Origin of the sequence: Sphingomonas sp. 179-A 2A2 NHS (assembly GCF_045371305.1) — a bacterium.
Lineage (GTDB): Bacteria > Pseudomonadota > Alphaproteobacteria > Sphingomonadales > Sphingomonadaceae > Sphingomonas.
In genome coordinates this window covers 579,414-599,694 of the sequence record NZ_JBIQDE010000002.1, presented here as the reverse complement: position 1 = coordinate 599,694, position 20,281 = coordinate 579,414, and the positions used below count along the sequence as shown (strand labels likewise).

Annotated in this window: 20 protein-coding genes and 1 tRNA gene; 11 read left to right on the top strand and 10 right to left on the bottom strand. The window is 66.0% G+C overall.

Going from position 1 to position 20,281, the window contains the following annotated elements:
• Position 1 precedes the first annotated feature (1 nt).
• The 4 genes from ACH0AE_RS06170 to ACH0AE_RS06155 all read right to left on the bottom strand — a co-directional run bounded on the left by ACH0AE_RS06170 (position 2) and on the right by ACH0AE_RS06155 (position 2,241).
• Entirely contained in the window at positions 2-511 is a 510-nt protein-coding gene (locus ACH0AE_RS06170) for a YbjN domain-containing protein (RefSeq protein WP_294442526.1), read from the bottom strand.
• A 72-nt stretch (positions 512-583) separates the two neighbouring features.
• Entirely contained in the window at positions 584-832 is a 249-nt protein-coding gene (locus ACH0AE_RS06165) for an accessory factor UbiK family protein (protein WP_294442527.1), read from the bottom strand.
• A 26-nt stretch (positions 833-858) separates the two neighbouring features.
• Positions 859-1,380, bottom strand: coding sequence for a TspO/MBR family protein (locus ACH0AE_RS06160; protein ID WP_294442528.1), 522 nt, complete (start codon positions 1,378-1,380; stop codon positions 859-861).
• Between the two features lie 126 nt (positions 1,381-1,506).
• On the bottom strand, positions 1,507-2,241 hold the full coding sequence (locus ACH0AE_RS06155; RefSeq protein WP_294442529.1) for a TlyA family RNA methyltransferase: 735 nt from the start codon (positions 2,239-2,241) through the stop codon (positions 1,507-1,509).
• Between the two features lie 178 nt (positions 2,242-2,419).
• On the opposite strand from ACH0AE_RS06155, the gene ACH0AE_RS06150 reads away from it, so the two are divergent.
• The gene (locus ACH0AE_RS06150; RefSeq protein ID WP_294442530.1) at positions 2,420-3,091 is read left to right on the top strand and encodes an alpha/beta hydrolase; all 672 of its coding nucleotides are present in this window, start codon (positions 2,420-2,422) and stop codon (positions 3,089-3,091) included.
• 15 nt (positions 3,092-3,106) lie between these two features.
• Here the strand turns inward: ACH0AE_RS06150 and ACH0AE_RS06145 are convergent, their stop codons facing one another.
• The 4 genes from ACH0AE_RS06145 to ACH0AE_RS06130 form a co-directional block, all read right to left on the bottom strand.
• Entirely contained in the window at positions 3,107-3,301 is a 195-nt protein-coding gene (locus tag ACH0AE_RS06145) for a hypothetical protein (protein WP_294442531.1), read from the bottom strand.
• The gene (gene dxs / locus ACH0AE_RS06140; protein ID WP_294442532.1) at positions 3,298-5,226 is read right to left on the bottom strand and encodes a 1-deoxy-D-xylulose-5-phosphate synthase; all 1,929 of its coding nucleotides are present in this window, start codon (positions 5,224-5,226) and stop codon (positions 3,298-3,300) included. The genes ACH0AE_RS06145 and dxs overlap by 4 nt, the downstream gene beginning before the upstream one ends.
• 62 nt (positions 5,227-5,288) lie before the next feature.
• Positions 5,289-5,759, bottom strand: coding sequence for a Fur family transcriptional regulator (locus tag ACH0AE_RS06135; protein ID WP_294442533.1), 471 nt, complete (start codon positions 5,757-5,759; stop codon positions 5,289-5,291).
• Between the two features lie 9 nt (positions 5,760-5,768).
• Positions 5,769-6,341: a TetR/AcrR family transcriptional regulator gene (locus ACH0AE_RS06130; protein WP_294442534.1), complete on the bottom strand. Its 573-nt coding sequence runs from the start codon at positions 6,339-6,341 to the stop codon at positions 5,769-5,771.
• A gap of 100 nt (positions 6,342-6,441) precedes the next feature.
• On the opposite strand from ACH0AE_RS06130, the gene ACH0AE_RS06125 reads away from it, so the two are divergent.
• From ACH0AE_RS06125 to ACH0AE_RS06080, 10 genes are all read left to right on the top strand, one after another.
• Entirely contained in the window at positions 6,442-7,878 is a 1,437-nt protein-coding gene (locus ACH0AE_RS06125; protein ID WP_294442536.1) for a carotenoid oxygenase family protein, read from the top strand.
• 98 nt (positions 7,879-7,976) lie between these two features.
• Positions 7,977-8,756, top strand: coding sequence for an SDR family oxidoreductase (locus ACH0AE_RS06120; RefSeq protein ID WP_294442537.1), 780 nt, complete (start codon positions 7,977-7,979; stop codon positions 8,754-8,756).
• Between the two features lie 69 nt (positions 8,757-8,825).
• Entirely contained in the window at positions 8,826-10,199 is a 1,374-nt protein-coding gene (locus ACH0AE_RS06115; protein ID WP_294442538.1) for a class II 3-deoxy-7-phosphoheptulonate synthase, read from the top strand.
• A gap of 69 nt (positions 10,200-10,268) precedes the next feature.
• Positions 10,269-10,344, top strand: a tRNA-Glu gene (locus ACH0AE_RS06110).
• 335 nt (positions 10,345-10,679) lie between these two features.
• Complete coding sequence (locus tag ACH0AE_RS06105; RefSeq protein WP_294443428.1) at positions 10,680-10,865, top strand: hypothetical protein; 186 nt, start codon at positions 10,680-10,682, stop codon at positions 10,863-10,865.
• A 194-nt stretch (positions 10,866-11,059) separates the two neighbouring features.
• The gene (locus ACH0AE_RS06100) at positions 11,060-12,019 is read left to right on the top strand and encodes an ABC transporter transmembrane domain-containing protein (RefSeq protein WP_294443426.1); all 960 of its coding nucleotides are present in this window, start codon (positions 11,060-11,062) and stop codon (positions 12,017-12,019) included.
• A gap of 441 nt (positions 12,020-12,460) precedes the next feature.
• Entirely contained in the window at positions 12,461-14,131 is a 1,671-nt protein-coding gene (locus ACH0AE_RS06095) for a pilus assembly protein (protein ID WP_294443425.1), read from the top strand.
• A complete protein-coding gene (locus tag ACH0AE_RS06090; protein ID WP_294443424.1) occupies positions 14,131-14,703 on the top strand; it encodes a TadE/TadG family type IV pilus assembly protein in 573 nt (190 codons plus the stop codon). Before ACH0AE_RS06095 ends, ACH0AE_RS06090 begins: the two co-directional genes overlap by 1 nt.
• Positions 14,694-15,353: a TadE family protein gene (locus ACH0AE_RS06085; protein WP_365928237.1), complete on the top strand. Its 660-nt coding sequence runs from the start codon at positions 14,694-14,696 to the stop codon at positions 15,351-15,353. Before ACH0AE_RS06090 ends, ACH0AE_RS06085 begins: the two co-directional genes overlap by 10 nt.
• A gap of 92 nt (positions 15,354-15,445) precedes the next feature.
• Complete coding sequence (locus ACH0AE_RS06080) at positions 15,446-16,702, top strand: histidine-type phosphatase (protein ID WP_294443423.1); 1,257 nt, start codon at positions 15,446-15,448, stop codon at positions 16,700-16,702.
• Positions 16,703-16,718: 16 nt separating this feature from the next.
• Here ACH0AE_RS06080 and ACH0AE_RS06075 read toward each other — a convergent pair whose 3' ends face one another.
• The gene (locus ACH0AE_RS06075) at positions 16,719-17,024 is read right to left on the bottom strand and encodes a YciI-like protein (RefSeq protein WP_294443422.1); all 306 of its coding nucleotides are present in this window, start codon (positions 17,022-17,024) and stop codon (positions 16,719-16,721) included.
• A 117-nt stretch (positions 17,025-17,141) separates the two neighbouring features.
• Entirely contained in the window at positions 17,142-19,994 is a 2,853-nt protein-coding gene (locus tag ACH0AE_RS06070) for a TonB-dependent receptor domain-containing protein (RefSeq protein WP_294443421.1), read from the bottom strand.
• Positions 19,995-20,281 lie beyond the last annotated feature (287 nt).

The window sequence follows — 20,281 nt, the reverse complement described above, 5'->3', positions numbered from 1 at the left end:
CTCAGGCCTCGCCCTGCGTTTCGATCAGCGCAGCCGCGATGGCGTCACGCGGCGTCTTGCCGCCCCAAAGGACGAACTGAAACACAGGATAGAAGCGCTCGCACTCCTCGATCGCGGTCTCGATCAGCAGTTGCGCTGCATCCAGCGTCAGCGTCGGCTCGTCCCCGTCGTCCTGCCCGATCACCGCGGCGTGCCGATACAGCAGGATGCCGCTGGACGACCAAAGCTCGAAATGGCCGAGCCACAATTGCTCGTTCGCCAGCCCGATCGCCTCATAGATCGCAGGGCGCGAACGCTCAGCTACCTTCACGTCCGGGAAGGCGAGGAACTGCAGCACCGCGTCCTCCTCCCGCCACAGCGCGCGAAGCTCATATTCGGTCCAGCTGCCCTTCACCGTGGCGCTGATCTCCTCGTCCTGGCGGTCGTACGACCAGCCATGGGCCGAGAAGTAGCTTTCCAGCATATCAAGCGGTGCTTCGGGTTCGTTATCGCGGTCGGCTTCGTCGAGCATCAGTGCCTTATCGCACGAGTTGCGGCGGCGATGCAAAGCACCGCCTGCCGGAAGAGCAGTTTGTGACGGGGATTAGCCCTGCTGCTTGGCCTCAAGCGCGTCGAGCCGCGCACGCAGCGCATCGGCCTCGTCACGCGCGGCGACGGCCATCGCCTTCACGACCTCGAATTCCTCGCGGCTGACGAAATCGAGCCCGCCAATCCATTCGCGCGCCCGCTCGCGCGCACTCGACTGCGCCTCGCGCCCCACCCCCGCAACGGTGCCCGCGGCCCCGTTCACGAGCTTCACCAGATCTTCGAACAGCCGGTTTTCGGACTGCATGCGCCAAGCCTTTCGGAAGAGAATAGTCAGCCGATGACTTGGTAGGTTCGCGCGCCCGGCACAAGGCTTTGTGCATCGGGATTGAGCCGGCCGAACTGCCAATTGAGCCCGGCGGCGAAGCTCAGCCACACCATATAGGGCACCATCAGCCACGCCGCGGACCGCCGGATGGCGGCAAAGGAGAAGGTGGTGACGATCGAGAGGAGCAGGATCGTCAGGATCACCCCCAGCGCCAAGCCCACCATGTGCGCGCCGAAGAACAGCGGCGTCCAGGCAAGATTCAGCGCGAATTGCAGCGCGAACAGGCCGACGGCCACGCCCCGCCGGCGCGCCCCCCGAGCATTGAGGATCGTTGCCAGCGCCAGGCCAAGCAGGATGTACAATGTCGTCCAGGCGACCGGGAAAACCCAGCCGGGCGGCGTCAGCGCCGGCTTCGACAGCGCCTGATACCAGGCATTCTCCTCACCCGAGGGGACCAGCCGGCCGGACAGGAAGCCGAGCAGCACGATCAGCGGCACGCATACGATCGCCCAGCGCGCGAACGACATCCGCAGCTGCTCTTTTGACGCGATGCCCCCCACGTACCCTCCGCGATCGTTTCCCCGGCCTAATCATGCGCGCCGCCGGGCGTAAACCGCCGCCAGCGCGCCAACTGCCTCATTACTGGACAGGGTTCAGCCGCGCACCGCCGCCAGCAGATATTCCACGTTGCCTTCCGGGCCGGTGATCGGGCTTTCGGCAACGCCAACCACCTGCCAGCCTTTCTTGGTAAACCAGGCCGCCACTTCGTCGCAGACACGCTGGCGCACCTCGGGATCGCGCACCACCCCGCCCTTGCCTACTTCCTCGCGCCCCGCCTCGAACTGCGGCTTCACCAGCGTCACCACCCGCGCAGCGGGCTTGGCGAAGCCCAGCGGCACATCCAGCACCTTCGCGATCCCGATGAAGCTGGCGTCGCATACGATGAGGTCGACCGGCTCGGGAATATGCGCCTCGGTCAGAGTTCGCGCGCTGGTCTGTTCATGCACGATCACGCGCGGATCCTGGCGCAGCTTCCAGGCGAGCTGGTTCGTGCCGCTGTCGACCGCATAGACGCGCGCCGCCCCGCGGCTCAGCAGCACGTCGGTAAAGCCGCCGGTGGACGATCCGACATCGATCGCGACCGCGCCCGTCACGTCCCAGCCGAAATGATCGAGGCCGTGCGCCAGCTTGATCCCGCCGCGCGACACCCAGGGATGATCGCGCCCGCGCACGTCCAGCACGGCATCGTCCGCCACTGCCTGCCCCGGCTTCTCGATCTTGCGATCACCAAGGAACACGAGGCCCGCCATGATCAGCGCCTGGGCGCGCGTTCGCGATTCGGCGAGCCCGCGATCGACGAGCAACTGGTCCACACGGGTCTTCGCCATGGCCGCTCTATCGGGGTGAAATCGGTTCGTCGCAACCCATGGGCAATCCGGCTACGCAGAGGAACAGAGTCATTGCCCATGGATTTAGTGGATTATAGAAGGGTTGGTGAGGTCGCGCTGCCGGGGGTCCCCCTAGAGCACCGGTAACGCGGCCTCGCCGGCCGAAAGGAGCACCGACATGGGCCATTATTCGTCCGACCTGCGGTTCAGCCCAACCGTCCTGACCGTGCCTGGACTTGGCAATTCCGGCCCCGCGCACTGGCAAACATTGTGGGAACAAAGCCGGCTGGATACCCGCCGGGTGGACCTGGGCATGTGGGATACGCCGCATCGCAACGCCTGGGTGACGAAGCTCGACCAGACGATCGCGCAGGCGCAGGCGCCCGTCATCCTCGTCGGCCATTCGCTGGGCTGCCTTGCCATCGCCTGGTGGGCCTCGCTGAGCCCGCAGCCTTATGGCTGGCCCGTGGCCGGCGCGCTGCTGGTCGCGCCATGCGACGTCGATCGCGCGACGATCCCCGCCGAGCTCTCCACCTTCGCGCCCGCGCCGCGGGCGCCGCTGCCCTTCCCCTCGATCCTGGTCGCCAGCACCGACGATCCCTGGATCGATCTGGATGCGGCGCACAGCCTCGCAGTCGACTGGGGCAGCCACTTCATCGATGCCGGCGCCGCGGGCCATATCAACGCCGCAAGCGGCCTTGGCTGGTGGCCGGAGGGACAGGAACTGCTCGGCCGCGTGATCGAGGCGGCTGGCGGCCCGCACGGCGAGGTACGCACGCCGGGTGACGCGCGCGCGATCCTGGCGCGGCGATTATCGGATCAGCGGGCCGGATCGTCTCCCCGGGCCTGAGCGCTGACGGATAGCTCAGGGTTGTGAGGAAGAGCTTCCGGTCGAAGAAGGCTGGGCGTCGGGTTCCGCGCTACCCGCCTCTTCCTCCCGCGCGCGCATTTCGGCAAGCCGGCGCACGTCACGCATGCGTCGCCACAGCGCGACGTTAAACGCGCTGATCGCCACCACCATCAGTAGGGTGGCGAGGATAACCTTGGTCCAGCCGCTCACGCGCGGGCGCCGAGAGTCCCTGCCCCGGTCTCGTTCCAGCGCAGTGCCTTCAGCACCGTGCCGACGATCCCCTCCGCATCCAGCCCGGCGGCGGCATATTGCGCTTCCGGCTTGTCCTGGTCCTGGAACACGTCCGGCAGGCGCAGCGTGCGCAGCTTCAGCCCGCCGTCGATCAGCCCCTCGTCGGACGCCATCGTCAGCACGTGTGCGCCGAGCCCGCCAATTGCGCCCTCTTCGATGGTCACCGCCACCTGGTGCGTCGTCAGCAGCCGGCGGATCAGCGCCTCGTCGAGCGGCTTTGCGAACCGGAGGTCGGCGACCGTGGTAGACAGCCCCTTGGCCTCCAGCTGGTCCGCCGCCTTCAATGCTTCCGCAAGGCGCGTGCCGAGCGACAGGATGGCCACCGTCTTGCCCTCGCGCACGATGCGGCCCTTGCCGATCTCCAGCTTCTCCGGGATCGTGGGCAGCGGCACGCCGACCCCGTTGCCGCGCGGGTAGCGCACCGCGATCGGGCCCGAATCATGCTCGACGCAGGTGTGAGTCATGTGAACGAGCTCGGCCTCGTCGGCCGCGGCCATCACGACGAAGTTGGGCAGGCTGGCGAGATAGGTGATGTCGAACGAACCGGCGTGCGTGGCGCCGTCTGCGCCGACCAGCCCGGCGCGGTCGATCGCGAAGCGGACCGGCAGGTTCTGGATCGCGACGTCATGGACGACCTGGTCGTAGGCGCGCTGGAGGAAGGTGGAGTAGATCGCGCAGAACGGCCGCATGCCCTGTGCGGCAAGGCCAGCCGCGAAGGTGACGGCATGCTGTTCGGCGATGCCGACGTCGAAGGCACGTTCGGGATGCCGCTTGGCAAAGCGGTCGATGCCGGTGCCGGATGGCATGGCAGCGGTGATCGCACAGATGCGCGGATCTCGATCCGCTTCGTCGGCCAGCGCATCGCCGAAGACGTTCTGATACGCGGGCGGCCCCGGTGGGGCCTTGGCCTGCGCGCCCGTGATCACGTCGAACTTCTGCACGCCGTGATATTTGTCTGACGCAGCCTCCGCGGGGGCGTAGCCCTTGCCCTTCTTCGTCACAACATGGACGAGGATCGGGCCTTCCTCCGCGTCGCGCACATTCTCGAGCACCGGGATCAGATGTTCGAGATTATGCCCGTCGATCGGCCCGACGTAGTAAAAGCCGAGCTCTTCGAAGAGGGTGCCACCCATCGTCATGCCGCGGGCGAACTCATCGGTCTTGCGCGCGGCATTGTGGATCGGACGCGGCAGACGGCGCGCGACGCGCTTCATCAGCTCCCGCACCGACAGGAATTCGCGGCTCGAGACGATGCGCGACAGATAGGCCGAGAGGCCACCAACAGGCGGCGCGATCGACATGTCATTGTCGTTCAGGATCACGACCAGCCGGTTGCCCGCCGCCTGGGCATTGTTCATCGCCTCATAGGCCATGCCGGCAGACATCGCGCCGTCGCCGATCACCGCGATCGCCTTGCCCGGGCGATCGGCAATCTTGTTGGCGATCGCGAAGCCGAGCGCAGCGGAGATCGATGTCGAACTATGCGCCGCGCCGAACGGATCGTACTCGCTCTCGCTCCGCTTGGTGAAGCCGCTGAGCCCCCCGCCCTGCCGCAGCGTGCGGATACGATCGCGCCGCCCGGTCAGGATCTTGTGCGGATAACACTGGTGGCCGACGTCCCAGATCAGCCTGTCCCGCGGCGTATCGAACACATAATGGATCGCCGTCGTCAGCTCGACCACGCCCAGCCCGGAACCCAGATGTCCGCCCGTCGTGCCGACGGCGCTGATCGTCTCGGTGCGCAGCTCGTCGGCAAGTTGACGAAGCTGATCGGGCGCGAGCTTCCGGAGGTCTGCCGGTGTCGTAACAGTGTCGAGCAGCGGCGTCTGAGGCAGATCGGTCATCCTGCTGCGCTTACTCCAGCATGCCGATCGTGTCGAATGCTACCGACTTGGCCCGTTTTGATTTATTGTGCGGCGCTGCACACGGCGCACCGGCCACGCACTTCGATGACGGGGCGAACCGGGCTGAAACCAGCCGCTTCCGCCGCGCTCCGCACGCCGCCGGTCACGCGATCGTCGTCGAGGTGGGTCGTCTGGCCACAGCCATCGCACACCAGGAAAATGCAGTCGTGCAGGCAATCGGGATGCGCGTTCGCGACATAGGCATTCGCGCTCTCCACCTTGCGGGCGAGGTTCGCGCCGACGAACAGGTCGAGGATACGATAGACGCTGTTCGCGGCAACCCGGCGCCCTTCCGACTTCGAGACCGCGTCGGCGATGTCATAAGCGCTGGCCGGCTTGTCGAACGCGGCAAGCGCGCTGAACACGGTCGCCCGCATGCTCGTCCATTGTTCGCCGGCACGCTCCAGCGTCGCCTGCGCCGCCTGGGCCAGATCCGCTCCCTGCGGCTCGTGATGATGATGAGGGTGCGCCATGATGTGGATTTAGGTCTCCCGGCCAGTAGCAGCAAGCATGACGTGCAGGTCGACCACGGCGTCGATCTCCGCATCGTCGATCGTCACTTGCCGATCGAGCAGCAGCATGGCGAGTCCGTGGACGAGCGACCAGCTCTGCAGCGCGAATATTGCCGGGTCGGTTCCGTGCGGCGCCAGCACGGCGGCATTGGCCCGCAGCATCGACACTGCCGCGTCCGGGCCATCCATGCTCACCGGGCTTGCCTGCGGCGTTGCAAAGATCAGCCGGAACAGCCCCGGGTTCGCCAGCGCAAAGCGGACATAGGCCGCCCCCGTTGCCTTGAACCCGGCCGCCCCGCCCCCCGCCGCGGCGGATGCACGCCGCTGCGATTCTGCCAGCCGCTCCAGCCCAACCTCGGCCAGCGCTGCCATCAGCGCCTTCTTGTGGGGAAAGTGGCGATAGACGGCGGTTGCGCTGACGCCGACGGCGCGCGCCAGCTCGCGAAGCGACAGATCGTCCGACCCGCGAAGCTCGATCGCCGCAAGCCCGGCGTCGATCAGCGCCGTCCGCAAATCGCCATGATGATACGCCCGCGCCGCCATGCACCTGCGTTAGCGGCCCGGCGCGGCCAATCGCAAGCTCAATGTTGACGGCGTACACATTGCTGATATGTGCACGCCATAAACATCGGGAGAGACTCGCGTGGCAAACTCCGTGGAAAGCGTGATCCGTTCCGCCGTCAGCAAGGGCCTCGGTGTCGTGGCGGATTTCAATCGCCGCCGCATGACGGCCGCGCCGCATCCATATCTCGAGGGGATCCACGCTCCGATGAAGGAGGAGCTGACGATCGTCGATCTGCCAGTCACCGGCACGATTCCCGCGGCGCTCGACGGGCGCTATCTTCGCATCGGCCCCAATCCCGTGAACCCCGATCCCGCCGGCTACCATTGGTTCACCGGCGACGGCATGGTGCACGGTATCACCGTCAGCGGCGGCAAGGCCTTATGGTATCGCAACCGCTGGATCCGATCCCGCAGCGTCGGCGCTGCGCTCCGGCAGCCCGCTGCTCCCGGTCCGCGGCATGGCGGCTTCGATACGGTGAACACCAACGTGGTCGAGATCGGCGGCCGCACCTGGGCGCTGGTCGAAGCCGGCAGCTATCCCGTCGAGCTTGACGAGGAACTCGGTGAACAGACCTACAATCCCTTCGACGATACGCTGCAAGGCTCGTTTACCGCGCACCCGCATCTCGATCCGCTGACGGGTGAGAACCACGCCATCGCTTATGAGGCGACCGATCCCGGCGCGATCCGCCACATCGTGATCGCCGCTGACGGCAAGGTGGTGCGGGAGGAGCCGATCGCCGTCGCCAACGGACCCTCGATCCACGATTGCGCGATCACTAGCCGCTACGCGATCATCCTCGATCTGCCGGTCACCTTCTCGATGAAGGCGCTGATCGGCGGCCACCGGTTTCCGTATCAGTGGAACCCCGATCATCAGGCCCGCATCGGCCTACTGCCGCGTGCCGGCCGTGCCGCAGACGTCATCTGGTGCCCGGTACCGGCCGCCTATGTCTTCCACGTCGCCAATGCGTTCGACGATGCGGACGGCAAAGTGGTGCTCGACGTCTGCGCCTATGAAACGATGTTCGATCATGCGACCGGCGGCCCGAACGGGCGCAATCGCGGATTGGAGCGCTGGACGATCGACCCCGTGGCTCGGGAAGTCACGATCCGAACGCTCGATCCGGCGCCGCAGGAATTTCCCCGCCCGGACGAGCGGCGCTTCGGCCAGCCCTATCGCTACGCCTATACGATGGCGCTGCCGGCGGATGAGGCGGACGAGTTCGTCGGCGCTACCGCACTCTACAAGCATGATCTCGCCGCCGGCACGCGCGAGACGCATGATTTCGGCGCCGGCCGCCATCCCGGCGAGTTCGTCTTCGTGCCCGCCCACGCCGATGCTGGCGAAGACAAAGGGTGGCTGATCGGCCTCGTCGTCGATCTGCCGAATGAGACGACGGACCTGGCCATCATCGACGCGCGCGATTTCAGCGCCGAACCCCTCGCAAGCGTACGCATCCCGCACCGCATCCCGCCCGGCTTCCATGGCAACTGGCTCCCGCGGCGGGCCTAGCCATCGCTCCGCCCCGCCACGTTATCCGCGAACCCCGGGGATGACGCGGCAGCGCAAGCTCGCCTAATCACCTCCCGAACATACGGGAGAGAATCGCCATGGACCTCGGCCTTTCCGGCAGGACCGCCATCGTCTGCGCCTCCAGCCACGGCCTCGGCCGCGCCTGCGCTACGGAACTTGCCCGCGCCGGCTGCCGGATCGTCATGAACGGCCGGGACCGGGAAGCACTGGAGGCGGCGGCGGCGGCGATCCGCGCCGAGACCGGTGCCACGGTGGAGGCCGTCGCCGGCGACATCGGTGACGACGGGGTGCAGAGCGAACTCATCGCCGCGGCGGGAACGCCCGACATCCTCGTCAACAACAACGGCGGCCCGCCGCCACGCGGTTTTCGCGATCTCGATGCGGACGCGATCCACGCCGGGCTCGACGCCAACATGGTCACGCCCATCCGTCTGGTGCAGCAAGTGATCGACGGCATGGTCGAGCGCCGCTTCGGCCGGATCGTGTGCATCACCTCCGCGTCGGTGAAGGCGGTGACGCTCGGGCTCGACCTCTCGAGCGGCGCGCGGATCGGGCTTCACGGCTTCCTGGCGGGCGTCGCGCGCGAAGTCGCCAGCGCGAACGTCACGATCAACTTCCTCCTGCCCGGCCTTTTTGCGACGCGCCGGCTCGACGGGGTGATGGCCTTTGCCGCGAAGTCGCAAGGCGTGGATGCGGAGACGGCAGCGGCGCGCGGGCGGGAGCGGATCCCCGCCCGGCGCTTCGGCGAACCGGCCGAATTCGGCGCCGCCTGCGCCTTCCTCTGCTCCGCCCAGGCCGGCTACATCACCGGCCAGAGCCTGCTCATCGATGGCGGCGGCTATCCCGGCGTGTTATAGCGCCAAAGCTTAGCTTGTTTGCGTGGCGCGCCGTTTTCCCGCATGGCCGCGCGCCGAAAGGAACTGATCATGGCCGCCAATTGGGCCCCGAACAGCTGGACGTCGCACGAGGCACGCCAGCTGCCAGACTATCCCGACGCCGCTGCGCTGAACGCAGCCACCGAGACGCTGCGCAGCTTCCCGCCGCTGGTTTTTGCCGGCGAGGCGCGCAATCTTACCACCGATCTCGCCCGCGTCGCGGCCGGCGAAGCGTTCCTGCTACAGGGCGGCGATTGCGCCGAGAGCTTTGCCGAGTTCCACCCGAACAACATTCGCGACACGTTCCGCGTCATCCTGCAGATGGCGGTGGTACTCACCTTCGCCTCGAAGCTGCCGGTGGTGAAGCTCGGCCGCATGGCGGGCCAATTCGCCAAGCCGCGCTCGGCACCGACCGAGACGATCGACGGTGTCGAACTGCCCAGCTACCGCGGTGACAATGTCAATGACATCGGCTTCACCGCCGCGTCGCGCATTCCCGATCCGCAGCGCATGGTGCAGGGCTATTCGCAGTCCGCCGCGACGCTGAACCTGCTGCGCGCCTTCGCGCAGGGCGGCTATGCCAATCTCGCGCAGGTGCACCGCTGGACGCACGACTTCATGGGCCGCAGCCCGTGGGCGAAGAAGTACGCCGAAACCGCCGATCGCATTGGCGAGGCGCTCGATTTCATGGCTGCCTGCGGGATCGATCCCGAAACGGTGCCGCAGCTCGCCCAGACCAGCTTCTACACCAGCCACGAAGCGCTCCTCCTCCCCTATGAAGAGGCGATGACGCGGCAGGATTCGCTGACCGGCGACTGGTACGATACGTCCGCGCACTTCCTGTGGATCGGCGATCGCACGCGCTTCGAGGGTTCGGCGCATGTCGAGTTCCTGCGCGGCATCGGCAATCCGATCGGCCTGAAGTGCGGCCCTAGCCTTGAGCCGGACGTGCTGCTGCGCCTGCTCGACACGCTCAATCCGGGCCGCGTTCCCGGGCGCATCACGCTGATCACCCGCTACGGCCATGACAAGATCGAAGCCGCCTTCCCCAAGCTGCTGCGCGCCGTCACGCGCGAAGGTCACCCGGTGGTTTGGAGCTGCGATCCGATGCACGGCAACGTCGTGAAGGCCGCCAACGGCTACAAGACGCGGCCGTTCGACCGTATCCTCGCCGAAGTGCGCGGCTTCTTCGCGATTCACCGCGCCGAAGGCACGCATGCAGGCGGCATCCATGCCGAGATGACGGGCCAGAACGTCACCGAATGCACCGGCGGCGCCGTGGACGTGACCGAGCAAAGCCTGGCGGATCGCTATCACACCCATTGCGACCCGCGCCTCAATGCCAGCCAGAGCCTGGAATTGGCGTTCCTGCTGGCAGAAATGCTGAACGCCGAGATGGCCGAGCGCCGCAAGGTCGCGGCCTGATCGAATAAGGTGCCGCGCCGGGTTGACGACCCGGCGCCACCCCCGTAGAGGCGCGCTTCCGCTTCGCACGGCCCCTTCGTCTAGCGGTCTAGGACGTCGCCCTCTCACGGCGAAAACACGGGTTCGAGTCCCGTAGGGGTCACCAGCGGCGGATTTCTGCCCCTGTCTGAAAGCTGCATCCGACCTCGGAATGCCTCTCCTCCGATCATGCGCTCAGCTGGGCCGGCGGGCGATTTTCCGTGCTCTTGCCAACTTACCGTAGTATCAGGCAGTCGCCCTCAACAGATCATAAAAGCGCGTCTGCAATTTAACTGAGCCACTCCTAAGCACGCGCCTGCAGGGTTCTTTAGCAGGACGTGGACGTGAACCGGGCGTCCCATCGATCGCGCCTCGCAAGTTGAAGTCTTTAAGAAGAAGTGAGACTTTCACTTCGGCCGCATAACGTCGGCCCTGGTCCGCCCGGAACATCGCGAAATCGTAATGGCCGGAACGGCCGCGGCGCCGAACAGATTTGGCAGCCGCTGTATCGCCGGAGTTGAAGCCGATGCTGCCGATGTGCGGCCGGTCGCGACGGGCTTGATCATGAAGGTGCTCGTCCGCCGCCTCTCTTCCTTGATCGGGGCGAACTACCGCTGGATGGCTAGCATTTCGTTCCGGTCGGCGTGACAGACCTATTCACCTGCACCCGGCCTACCTGCTGGAATATCCATGGTTCCACACGCCTGCGCTGCATCCTGACCCGTTTTGGGGCGCCATGAGTCTCTGGTAGAGGCGGGGCGCAGCGTGATACGAACCAGGCTGTTGTCGAGTCAGTCAACGCGAACCGCGGGGATGATCCGGCCGGGGTGGGATCAGTTGAGATGGCGTCGATCGCGGGGGGGCCGAGCCGATCGCGGCTTGGCGAGGCAGTTGCCCGTTACAAGACCGCATTCGTAACGGTTGGAATACTGAGCGCGGTGCTGAACGTGCTGCTTCTCGGCGGCTCGATCTACATGATGATGGTCTATGATTCGGTGCTGCCGAGTCACAGTCTTCCGACGCTGTTCAGCCTTTTGGCGATGGTCTGCGTTGTCTATCTATTCCAAGGCATGTTCGATACGATGCGCACGCGCATCCTCGCAGACGTGGGCAGCGCCATCGATCGCGAACTGGCGCCCGAAGTCCAGCGGATCATTTCGGATAATGCGATGCACGGCGGCAGGCAGTTCGGCGACGGGCTGATCCCGATGCGCGACCTTGACCAAATCCGCTCGTTCCTGACCTCCGGCGGGCCGGCAGCGCTGATCGACCTGCCGTGGATCTTGTTTTTCCTCGGCATCCTGTTCCTGCTGCACTATTGGCTGGGTGTGACCGCGCTGCTCGGCTCGATCATCCTCATCGCGCTTACCATCATCACCGATCGTCGAACGCGAGAGCCGATCGCCCAACTATCGCAGATCGGCGCCGTGCGCAGCGGCATGGCAGAATCCAACGTCCGCCATGCCGAAGTGCTGACCGCGCTCGGCATGCGCAATCGGATGCGCGAACGCTGGCTGACGGTGAACGGTCTGTTCCTGGCCGCCAACGACAAGTTGAGCCGCACGGTCGGCACGCTCGGCGGCATCAGCAAGATCTTTCGCCTGCTTCTCCAGTCGCTGATTCTCACAGTGGGTGCGCTGCTCGTCATCGACGGCAAGGCGAGCGGCGGCGTGATTTTCGCATCCTCCATCCTGTCGGGCCGTGCGCTGGCGCCGGTCGATGCGGCGATCGCCAACTGGCGCGGCTTCGCCTCCGCACAGCTCGGTTGGCGGCGCATCAACGAGACGCCAAAAAAAGCATAAAGGAAGTCACAAGCCGACGTGACTGCCTTGATCTAGCCGACATTCGTGCCGGCTCCACACGCTTGCTACGCGCGTCTGAAGGGCTGTCGTAAGACACATCTCTTCGCGCCTACGGACGGATTGGCGCATGTCCACTATCGGTCGTGCTCACCAAGACGGCCGACTTCCAGTCCCCGCATCCCGTCGGTGACACCACGCCCAGATGATAGCGGCCGCCGGAGCCATTCTGAACGAAATGGACGCTGATTTGCCGACGGGCGCGCCTCAGTTCTGATCGCGGCCTGATCAACACGGTCGCGGCGCTTGTCGGGCGCGAGAGCGCTACCCTCAAGCTTGGCTACCCTTCGTTCACCATAAAGATTCAAGGTTATTTAGCCGCCCGGCGGCATCCAGCCACTCAGGCTTATGATAATGTTGAATCTCAGGAAACTCGCGGCTTTCGTGTCGCGGCTGGCCCGAGACAAGGCCGGCAACACGCTGGCGATCATGGCCGCCGCGATGATCCCGCTGTGCGCGATCATCGGCTCGGGCGTGGACATGACGCGCGCCTATGTCGCGCAGAACCGCTTCCGACAGGCGTGCGACGCCGGCGCCCTCGCCGGGCGACGCCTGCTCGCGGGCACTACGGTGTCGCCGGCAGTACGCGACGAAGCGACCAAATACTTCGAGTTTAACTTCCCGCGGGGCCAGTTCCAGTCCGCGTCCTATACGCTCGCCATGACGGTGCCGACGCTCGGCACGCTGCGGATCCAATCGGAAACGACCGTACCCACCACGATCATGAAGATGTTCGGCTTCGAGACGCTGCCGATCACCGCATCCTGCTCCGCGACGCAGGACTTTGTGAACACTGATATCGTGCTGGTCTTCGACCTCTCCGGGTCGATGAACTGTGCCCCGGGCGTGAGCGGCAATTGCGGCAATGTCAGTCAGTCCGGCTCCAAGCTGCAGGCCCTCAAGTCCGCCGCGAAATCGCTCTACACGACGCTTGAACCGGCGCAGGTCCAGCTTGCCGAGAACAACCTCCGGCTGCGCTATGGGTTCGTCAACTACTCGAGCAACGTGAACGTAGGGCAGGCCGTCTATCAGAAGAACTCGTCGTATTTTGTGAACAGTTGGATCTACCAGTCGCGTAGCCCTGTTTACACGACCCAACCCCGTACCGAGTCGACGACGAGCCGCGCCGCGTGCGAGTCTCAGGGGGGCGTGTACTCGACGTCCTGGTTCGGGCTGATCAAGACCTGCACGTTCCAGGACCAGGTTCTATCGGGCTACACCTATGGGCCGGTCCGACATGATCTGACCACCTATCTCGCAGGTGGTACACCATACCTTGCCAGTATTGACAGGAATTCCACGCGCTGGGCGGGTTGCATCGAGGAACGCGATACGGACCCAGTGACGATCAACGGCGGCAGCGCCACCAGTGCGCCGGCGTCGGCCTACGACCTCGATATAAACTTGATCCCGTATAACGACGCTACCCGCTGGCGCCCGTCCTGGCCGGACACCGAATTCCGCCCCGGCGCCTCGACCAGCGTCATCAACAACGATTTCTATTGCCCCACCGCGTCGCGCCGGCTGCAGAATTACTACAATAACAAGGCTTCGTTCGACAATTACGTCGATGGCCTGACGGCAATCGGCAGTACCTACCACGATATCGGCATGATCTGGGGCGCGCGGTTCATCTCGCCTAAAGGAATCTTCGGCGCCACGCCCGAAGAAACCAACGATCTCACCACGCCTGACAATCCGGTGAAGCTGCGTGGGTTCGGCGTGAAGCGATACATCATCTTCATGACAGATGGTGATATGTCGCCGAGCGACACCTACTCCACCTACGGCATCGAGTCCCTCGACAAGCGCGTGACCAACGGCGCTAGCAACCAGATGAACCGCCACCTTCAGCGGTTCCGCATGGCGTGCAACGCGGCCAAGGCCACCGGTACCGAGATCTGGGTGATCGCCTTCGCCACCACGCTGACGGCGGACATGCAGAACTGCGCCTCGAAGCCGGAACAGGCCTCGGGCCTCTCCACCAATGCCGCGCTGATCGCAAAGTTTCAGGAGATCGGCTCGAAGATCGGCTCGCTGAGGCTCAGCCAGTGATGCGCCGGCTCGCTTCGGACACGCGCGGCGCGACGATCCTCGAATTCGCGCTGATCATCCCTGTCGTCTGCACCCTGCTCGCGGCGGGGTTCGAGCTTGGCTATCGCGTCTATCTGAACTCGATCCTGCAGGGTGCCCTGCTCGAAGCCTCGCGCCGCGCCACCGTGGGCGATCAGACCGGCGACCAGATCGATCAGATCATCAAGGATCGCGTCGCGATGCTGTCCAACGCTGCCAATGTGAAGGAGATCAAGAAGGAGAGCTTCTACAACTTCACCAATGTCGGAAAGCCCGAGAAGCTTACCTTCGACAAGAACAACAACGGCATCTACGACGCCGCCGACGATTGTTACGAAGACGCGAACAACAACAATCAATATGATGTTGTGTCGAATTCCGGCCTGGGTACGGCCGACGACATCGTGCGCTATACCGTGCGTGTCGAATACCCAAACATCATGCCGGTCAACGGCCTCTTGGGCTGGGGCCGGACGCAGACGATCAGCGCGTCGACGGTGCTGCGCAACCAGCCCTTCACGTCCCGCGCGATGCCGACGATCCGGTGCCCGTGATGGTGGTGCGCGCCATGCTGCGGCGGCTGAAGGACAACACGCGCGGCCTCGCCCTGATCGAGTTCGCGCTCGCGCTTCCGCTCGTCCTGACCATCATCCTCTACGGTCTGGAGATCGCCAATTACGGCCTCGCCATGCTGCGCGTGCACCAGATCGCGGCGACCACCGCGGACAATGCGGCGCGCGTGCGCGATTCGATCAACGAGGCGGACGTCAACGAAGTGCTGCTCGGCGGCAAGATCGTCGGCGATCAGATGGGCTTTGCTCAGCGTGGCCGCATCGTGATCAGCGACGTCGTGCCGAACGGCCTCACCAACAGCGCCAAGGGCCAGCGGATCCTGTGGCAGCGCTGCACCGGCGCGCTCAACACGCAGGATTCGCAGCCGCGCTACGGTACGGAAGGCAAGGGACGCACGGACGGATCGCTCCAGGCGATGGGCATGCCAGGCCGGCAGATCGCCGCCACCGACGGATCGGCGATGATCTTCGTGGAGGTGACCTACGCGTACCAGCCGATCATCTCCGACGCGCTGCTCGGCGCACAGACGCTTCGCTCCGAAGCGTCCTTCTCGGTCCGCGAGCGGGAGGCCGAAACACTGAACGCCTCACCCGGCGCAACCCCCAGCCTTTGCACTACCTACGCCGCCTGAGAGCTGCGTTCCGCGGGGCACCTATGCCTCCTATCCTCCCTGGGCATCGGCACGTATCCTCCACCCACAACAACGAAGGCGCGCCCCCAACCGTGAACCATCTCCGCCGCCTCATCGCCCCGCTGCTCGCCGCATTCGCGCTTGCCACACCGGCCGCCCTGTCGGCGGCTCCACGCACAGATGGCACGGCTGGTAGTGTAGCGCCCTTCGCGCTTCCCCGCGGATGGCAGGTTGAGCGCATGGTGATCCTCATGCGGCACGGCGTGCGCTCGCCGGACGCGGCGCCGCCAGCGATCCCCGGGCTCCCCGCCCCCTGGCCAGGCTGGCCCGATACACGCGGCTTGCTCACGGATCATGGCGCCCGGGCCATCGCGCTGCTCGCGGCCTCTGACCGCCTCTGGCTGCGTCGCTACGGGCTTGTTCCGGCGAACGGCTGCCCGGCTGCTGGCCGCGTCGCGATCCTCGCCAACAGCTTCGAACGCACCATTCGCACGGCGCAGGTATATGCCGCCAATGTCGCACCTGGCTGTGCGCTCGCGACGGTGCACAAGCCGCTCGGCCAGCCCGATCCGCTCTTTCCCTCGGCGGCCAATCGCAACCTCGTGGTCGATCCTGCGCGTGCCGACGCAGCGGCGCGAGCCGCGATCGGCAAGGGCGGCCTTGCAGCATGGGACCGGCGCCTCCAGCCGCTGCTGGCGCGGCTGAACCGGATCCTATGCGGCAGCAGCGCAGCCGATTGCGGCATCCGCGGAGGATCCACACTGGAGCCGGCGACCACCAGCCGCCCCCCGCGCGTTCACGGATCGATCGAACGCGCCGCGAAGGCATCGTCCGCGCTTCTGCTGCAATATGCCAATGGCTGGCCGGCGTCGCGGGTGGGCTGGGGCCGCGCCACGGGGGCGGACATCACCGCTCTGACCACGCTGGTGAACGTCCCCTACCAGATCACCGTTCGGCCGCCGTATCTGTCGAGCCTCGAGATCGGAACGCTCAAACGCCGCATGGCCCTCGCCCTCTCCCCCTCGCAACCGGCACGCCTCACCGTCATCGTCGGCCACGACGGCACCATCGCCAGCCTTGCCGGCGACCTCGGCCTCCACTGGAAGATCCCGGGCTTCGCTGCCGATTTCCCCTCGTTCGGCGCGGGGATCGGCTTCGCGACGCTCCGTGGCCCCGGTGGCCAGAGCCGCGTCGTCGCCTTTTTCCGCGGCCAGTCGCTCGAACAGATCCGCGGCCTCGCACGTACGCCCGCTTACGCCCAGGTCCTGCCGCTGCGCTGCGTGCAGCCTTCCGGTGGCGACTGCCAGCCCGCTGCCTTCACCAGGACGCTCGTCGGCCCGCCGCGCTGAGCCACGTCGTGGCCCGTCAGCCGCCGTGCGGCCGGATCGGCGTCGCCGCGCGCTCGCCCACCACCGTCGTCCACGGTACTGTCCGCCATCCGGTCACCAGCCCCTCGCGCACGTAAGGATCCGCCGCGGCGAAGGCGGCTGCTCGCGCTTCGTCGGTGAACAGCAGCAGCGCGGATTCCACCGGATCGCCGATCGCGCCGCCCAGCACCAGCGCGCCCTCATCGGCCGCTTCCCACGCCAGCGCGAGATGCGCCTCGCGGAACTGCCCGCGCCGCGCCAGATAATCAGGCGCCAGGTCATAGATCAGCAGAATGTGGCGCACGCGGCCCTCCGGATGGTGTGAGCCTCGCCCCTGCCCCACCGTCGCAGCCAAGGCGAGCCCAGTCCGCCAAACCGCGGGAGAGGGAGGACGCCGCCCGGCGCCCTCCCGGCCGCCCCGTCAGAACCCGTAGCTCAGCCGCGCATAGCCGAAACGGCCAGGCACGTCGTAGGTCGTCGGATCGTAATTGTTGAGGCTGCACGAGAAGCAGCCCGGCGGGTCGGTATCGAACACATTGTTGATGCCCAGCGTCAGCCCCAGCTGCTGGTTCAGCCAGCTCGGGCGGAAGGTCAGTTGCACGTCGCCGTAGAAGCGGCTCTTCAGCTTGTTGCCATCCGCAATCTCGCGCACGTCGTCGATGTAGCGGCCGGTGAACGCCGCCGCGACCGGGCCGATGTCCCAGTCCAGCGTCGCCTGCCCCTTGAAGCGGGGGTAAGCCTGGTCGGGGCTGCCGCGCTCGGTGCCGGTGTAATCGATCACCGTGACGCCGGCGGTGGCGGGCACCTCCTCCTCGTACTTCAGCAGGTAATTGCCGCTGATCGAGAGGCCGAAGGTGCCGGCCCCCGTCTCCCGCGTGCGGGCGAGGAAGGTGAGGTCGAGCCCGCGCGTGCGCAGCCCGCTGGTGTTCAGCAGCACACCGTTGATCGACGTGATGAAGCCGCTCGGCGCTCGCACCACGGCCGCGCAGGACAAGGGATCCCCGATCTCGGCGCAGCGGCTGAGCAGCACGTCCGCCGGGATCGAGGTGATCGCTCCCTTCACCTTGATGTCATAGTAATTCACCTCGAGGCTGAGCGAGCGGAAGAAGCCGCTGCGCGCCCATTCCGGGCTGTAGGCGCCGCCGAACAGCCACGTCCGCGCCGTTTCCGGCTGCAGTTCGCGGTTGCCGCCGGTGATCACTGGCAACTGGCCGGTCGGCTCGGCATAGCTGCCGTTCGCCGGCACGCCATTGGCGGCGCAATTCGCCCGCACCGTCGCCGATGTCTGGTAGGGCGATCCGGCGATGTTGCTGCACGGGTCCGCCAGCGGCTGATCGAAGCGGGACCGCGCGCCGAACAGCTCGCCGATCGACGCCGCGCGATAGCTTTCGGCATATTGGCCGCGCAGCAAGAGGTCCGCCACCGGCTTCCACAACGCCCCGCCGCTCAGCGTCGTATTCCCGCCGAAGGTCGAGAAGTCGGAGTGCCGCACCGCGCCGTTCAGCTCCACCAGGTTCAGGAACGGCGTGTCGCGGATCAGCGGCACGCGAAGCTCGCCATAGACCTCGTCGACGTTGAACGATCCGCGCGCGGCCTGCGCCGGGATGTCAGCGCCCAGCCCGGCCTGGATGATCGGATCGGGGTTGAAGCTGCCGAACTGGTCGCGATGCTCGTAACCGAAGGCCAGCCCCACCGCGCCGCCCGGCAGGTCGAACAATTCGCCCGACACGTTCAGCGTATAGTCGGTCAGCCGCTGCTCGCTGCGCGATCGTTCGTCGAAGCCGATGAAGCCCAGCATCTGCGGCGTGACGGAGCCGACACCGCCGAAGAAGTTGAACGGCACGCATTCGCCGGTGCACTGGCTCACCGGCCCCAGCGCCTGCTGCAGCCGCGCCGCGTTGATGTTGCCGGTGAACAGCTGGTGCGCATTGTTGAAGCCGAACACGGCGTTCGCGTCATAATACCAGTTGCGGCCGAACAGCTCGAACTTGCCGTCCGCCGTCGCGGTGACGGACCATGTGTCGACGCTCTGCGAATAGGTGCGCTGACCCGCCTCGATCAGGCGGCGGAAGATGGCGGTGTAATTCTGCCCCGGGATCAGCGTGACGCCGAACGGATTGTACGGATTGGTGGCGTCGATCGAGAGCGTATCGAGCAGGTTGCCGTTGCCCACGTCCGGCCCGATGCCCAGCGGCAGGAACGCCGCCTGGTTCTGCGACTTGCGATGGTTCCACACCGTGCGCAGCTGCAGGTTGAACGCGTCGGTGAACTCGGCGCGCGCGTTCAGGAACGCGCCGTACCGCTCGTTCGGCGTCAGGAAGTAATTATAGGGCGCGAAGTTGAACCGGTCCGCCGCGGTGAAGGCGCGGAAGTCGCCCGTGGCCAGCGTCGGATCATAGACGGGACGGCCCGTCAGCACCGGCGCGCGCAAGGTGATGTCCTGGCCGTTGACCAGGAAGCGGCCGAGCGCGCTGAAGCTCGAACAACCGCCGATCGGATCGGTGCAACTCGTCTGCCCGGGGTTGGGGAATTGCGAGATCCCCCGATCGGCCGCGCGCACCGAATCCTGCTTGGTGTAGAAGGCGCCCGCATCCACCTTCAGTCCGCCGGAGCCGCCGCCCCAGCTCAGATGGTAATTCTGCGTCTCACCGTCGCCTTCGGACAGATATTGGCCATATTGCGCCATCGCGCGAAAGCCCTTCTGCCCCGATCGCGTGATGATGTTGACGACGCCGCCGATCGCGTCCGACCCGTACAGGGCGGATGCGGCGGATTGCAGCACCTCGACCCGCTGGATCATCACGTCCGGAATGGAATTGAGGTCGACCGATCCGGGAATGCCGCTCGCGCTAGATCCGTTCACGTACCGCAGGCCATCGACCAGCACGAGCGTGCGCTTGGAGCCCAGATAGCGCAGGTCGATCCCTGCCGAACCGGCGCCGACGCCGCCACCGTCCGGTGGGCTGCCGAGATTGCCCGAATTGTTGAACTTGGTGTTCAATCCGCCGGACGAGGCGGGGAGCCGCTGCAGCACGTCCGCGATCGAGGACAGGCCGGTCTTCGCGATCGCCGCTTCGTCCACCGTCACCACGGGGGATGGATTATCCAGCGGATCGCGGCGAATGCGTGATCCCGTCACGACAATGTCGGATCCGCTTTCTGCGGCTTGATCTGCGGGCGTATCTTGAGGCGCTGCCTGGGCCGCTGCGCCGCTGGGCAAGAGGAAGATCGCTGCGATCGCGCCTGCACTTGCCGTCGTGAACCAAGTCTTCATTCGGGTACCCCCGTTGCTTGACGTGCTTCCCTCTGCCCAGATGCTGCGCTCCTCGCTGCGCCGCGGCAATCTGCCCCGTGGTCGACCATGAACGAATTGTGACGCGATGTTGCCATATAGTCACTTAACCGAGGCGCTTGTGTCCTTCGCCAACATTTACATGCGCAGCGGAAAGTCTTCGCCGGTAACGCAACAAATCCGCTCGCTGCTTTCGCGCGACAACGGCCCGGCGCATACGCGCCGCGACGCCGCACAGGCCCGGATGCCGCGCAGTGTCGCAGCGCAGC

Bases quoted from the DNA above. Each gene is read 5' to 3' on its own strand.
- ACH0AE_RS06170 (WP_294442526.1), bottom strand. From the start codon at position 511: ATGCTCGACGAAGCCGACCGCGATAACGAACCCGAAGCACCGCTTGAT.
- ACH0AE_RS06165 (WP_294442527.1), bottom strand. From the start codon at position 832: ATGCAGTCCGAAAACCGGCTGTTCGAAGATCTGGTGAAGCTCGTGAAC.
- ACH0AE_RS06160 (WP_294442528.1), bottom strand. From the start codon at position 1,380: ATGTCGTTCGCGCGCTGGGCGATCGTATGCGTGCCGCTGATCGTGCTG.
- ACH0AE_RS06155 (WP_294442529.1), bottom strand. From the start codon at position 2,241: ATGGCGAAGACCCGTGTGGACCAGTTGCTCGTCGATCGCGGGCTCGCC.
- ACH0AE_RS06150 (WP_294442530.1), top strand. From the start codon at position 2,420: ATGGGCCATTATTCGTCCGACCTGCGGTTCAGCCCAACCGTCCTGACC.
- dxs (WP_294442532.1), bottom strand. From the start codon at position 5,226: ATGACCGATCTGCCTCAGACGCCGCTGCTCGACACTGTTACGACACCG.
- ACH0AE_RS06135 (WP_294442533.1), bottom strand. From the start codon at position 5,759: ATGGCGCACCCTCATCATCATCACGAGCCGCAGGGAGCGGATCTGGCC.
- ACH0AE_RS06130 (WP_294442534.1), bottom strand. From the start codon at position 6,341: ATGGCGGCGCGGGCGTATCATCATGGCGATTTGCGGACGGCGCTGATC.
- ACH0AE_RS06120 (WP_294442537.1), top strand. From the start codon at position 7,977: ATGGACCTCGGCCTTTCCGGCAGGACCGCCATCGTCTGCGCCTCCAGC.
- ACH0AE_RS06115 (WP_294442538.1), top strand. From the start codon at position 8,826: ATGGCCGCCAATTGGGCCCCGAACAGCTGGACGTCGCACGAGGCACGC.
- ACH0AE_RS06105 (WP_294443428.1), top strand. From the start codon at position 10,680: ATGGCCGGAACGGCCGCGGCGCCGAACAGATTTGGCAGCCGCTGTATC.
- ACH0AE_RS06100 (WP_294443426.1), top strand. From the start codon at position 11,060: ATGGCGTCGATCGCGGGGGGGCCGAGCCGATCGCGGCTTGGCGAGGCA.
- ACH0AE_RS06090 (WP_294443424.1), top strand. From the start codon at position 14,131: ATGCGCCGGCTCGCTTCGGACACGCGCGGCGCGACGATCCTCGAATTC.
- ACH0AE_RS06070 (WP_294443421.1), bottom strand. From the start codon at position 19,994: ATGAAGACTTGGTTCACGACGGCAAGTGCAGGCGCGATCGCAGCGATC.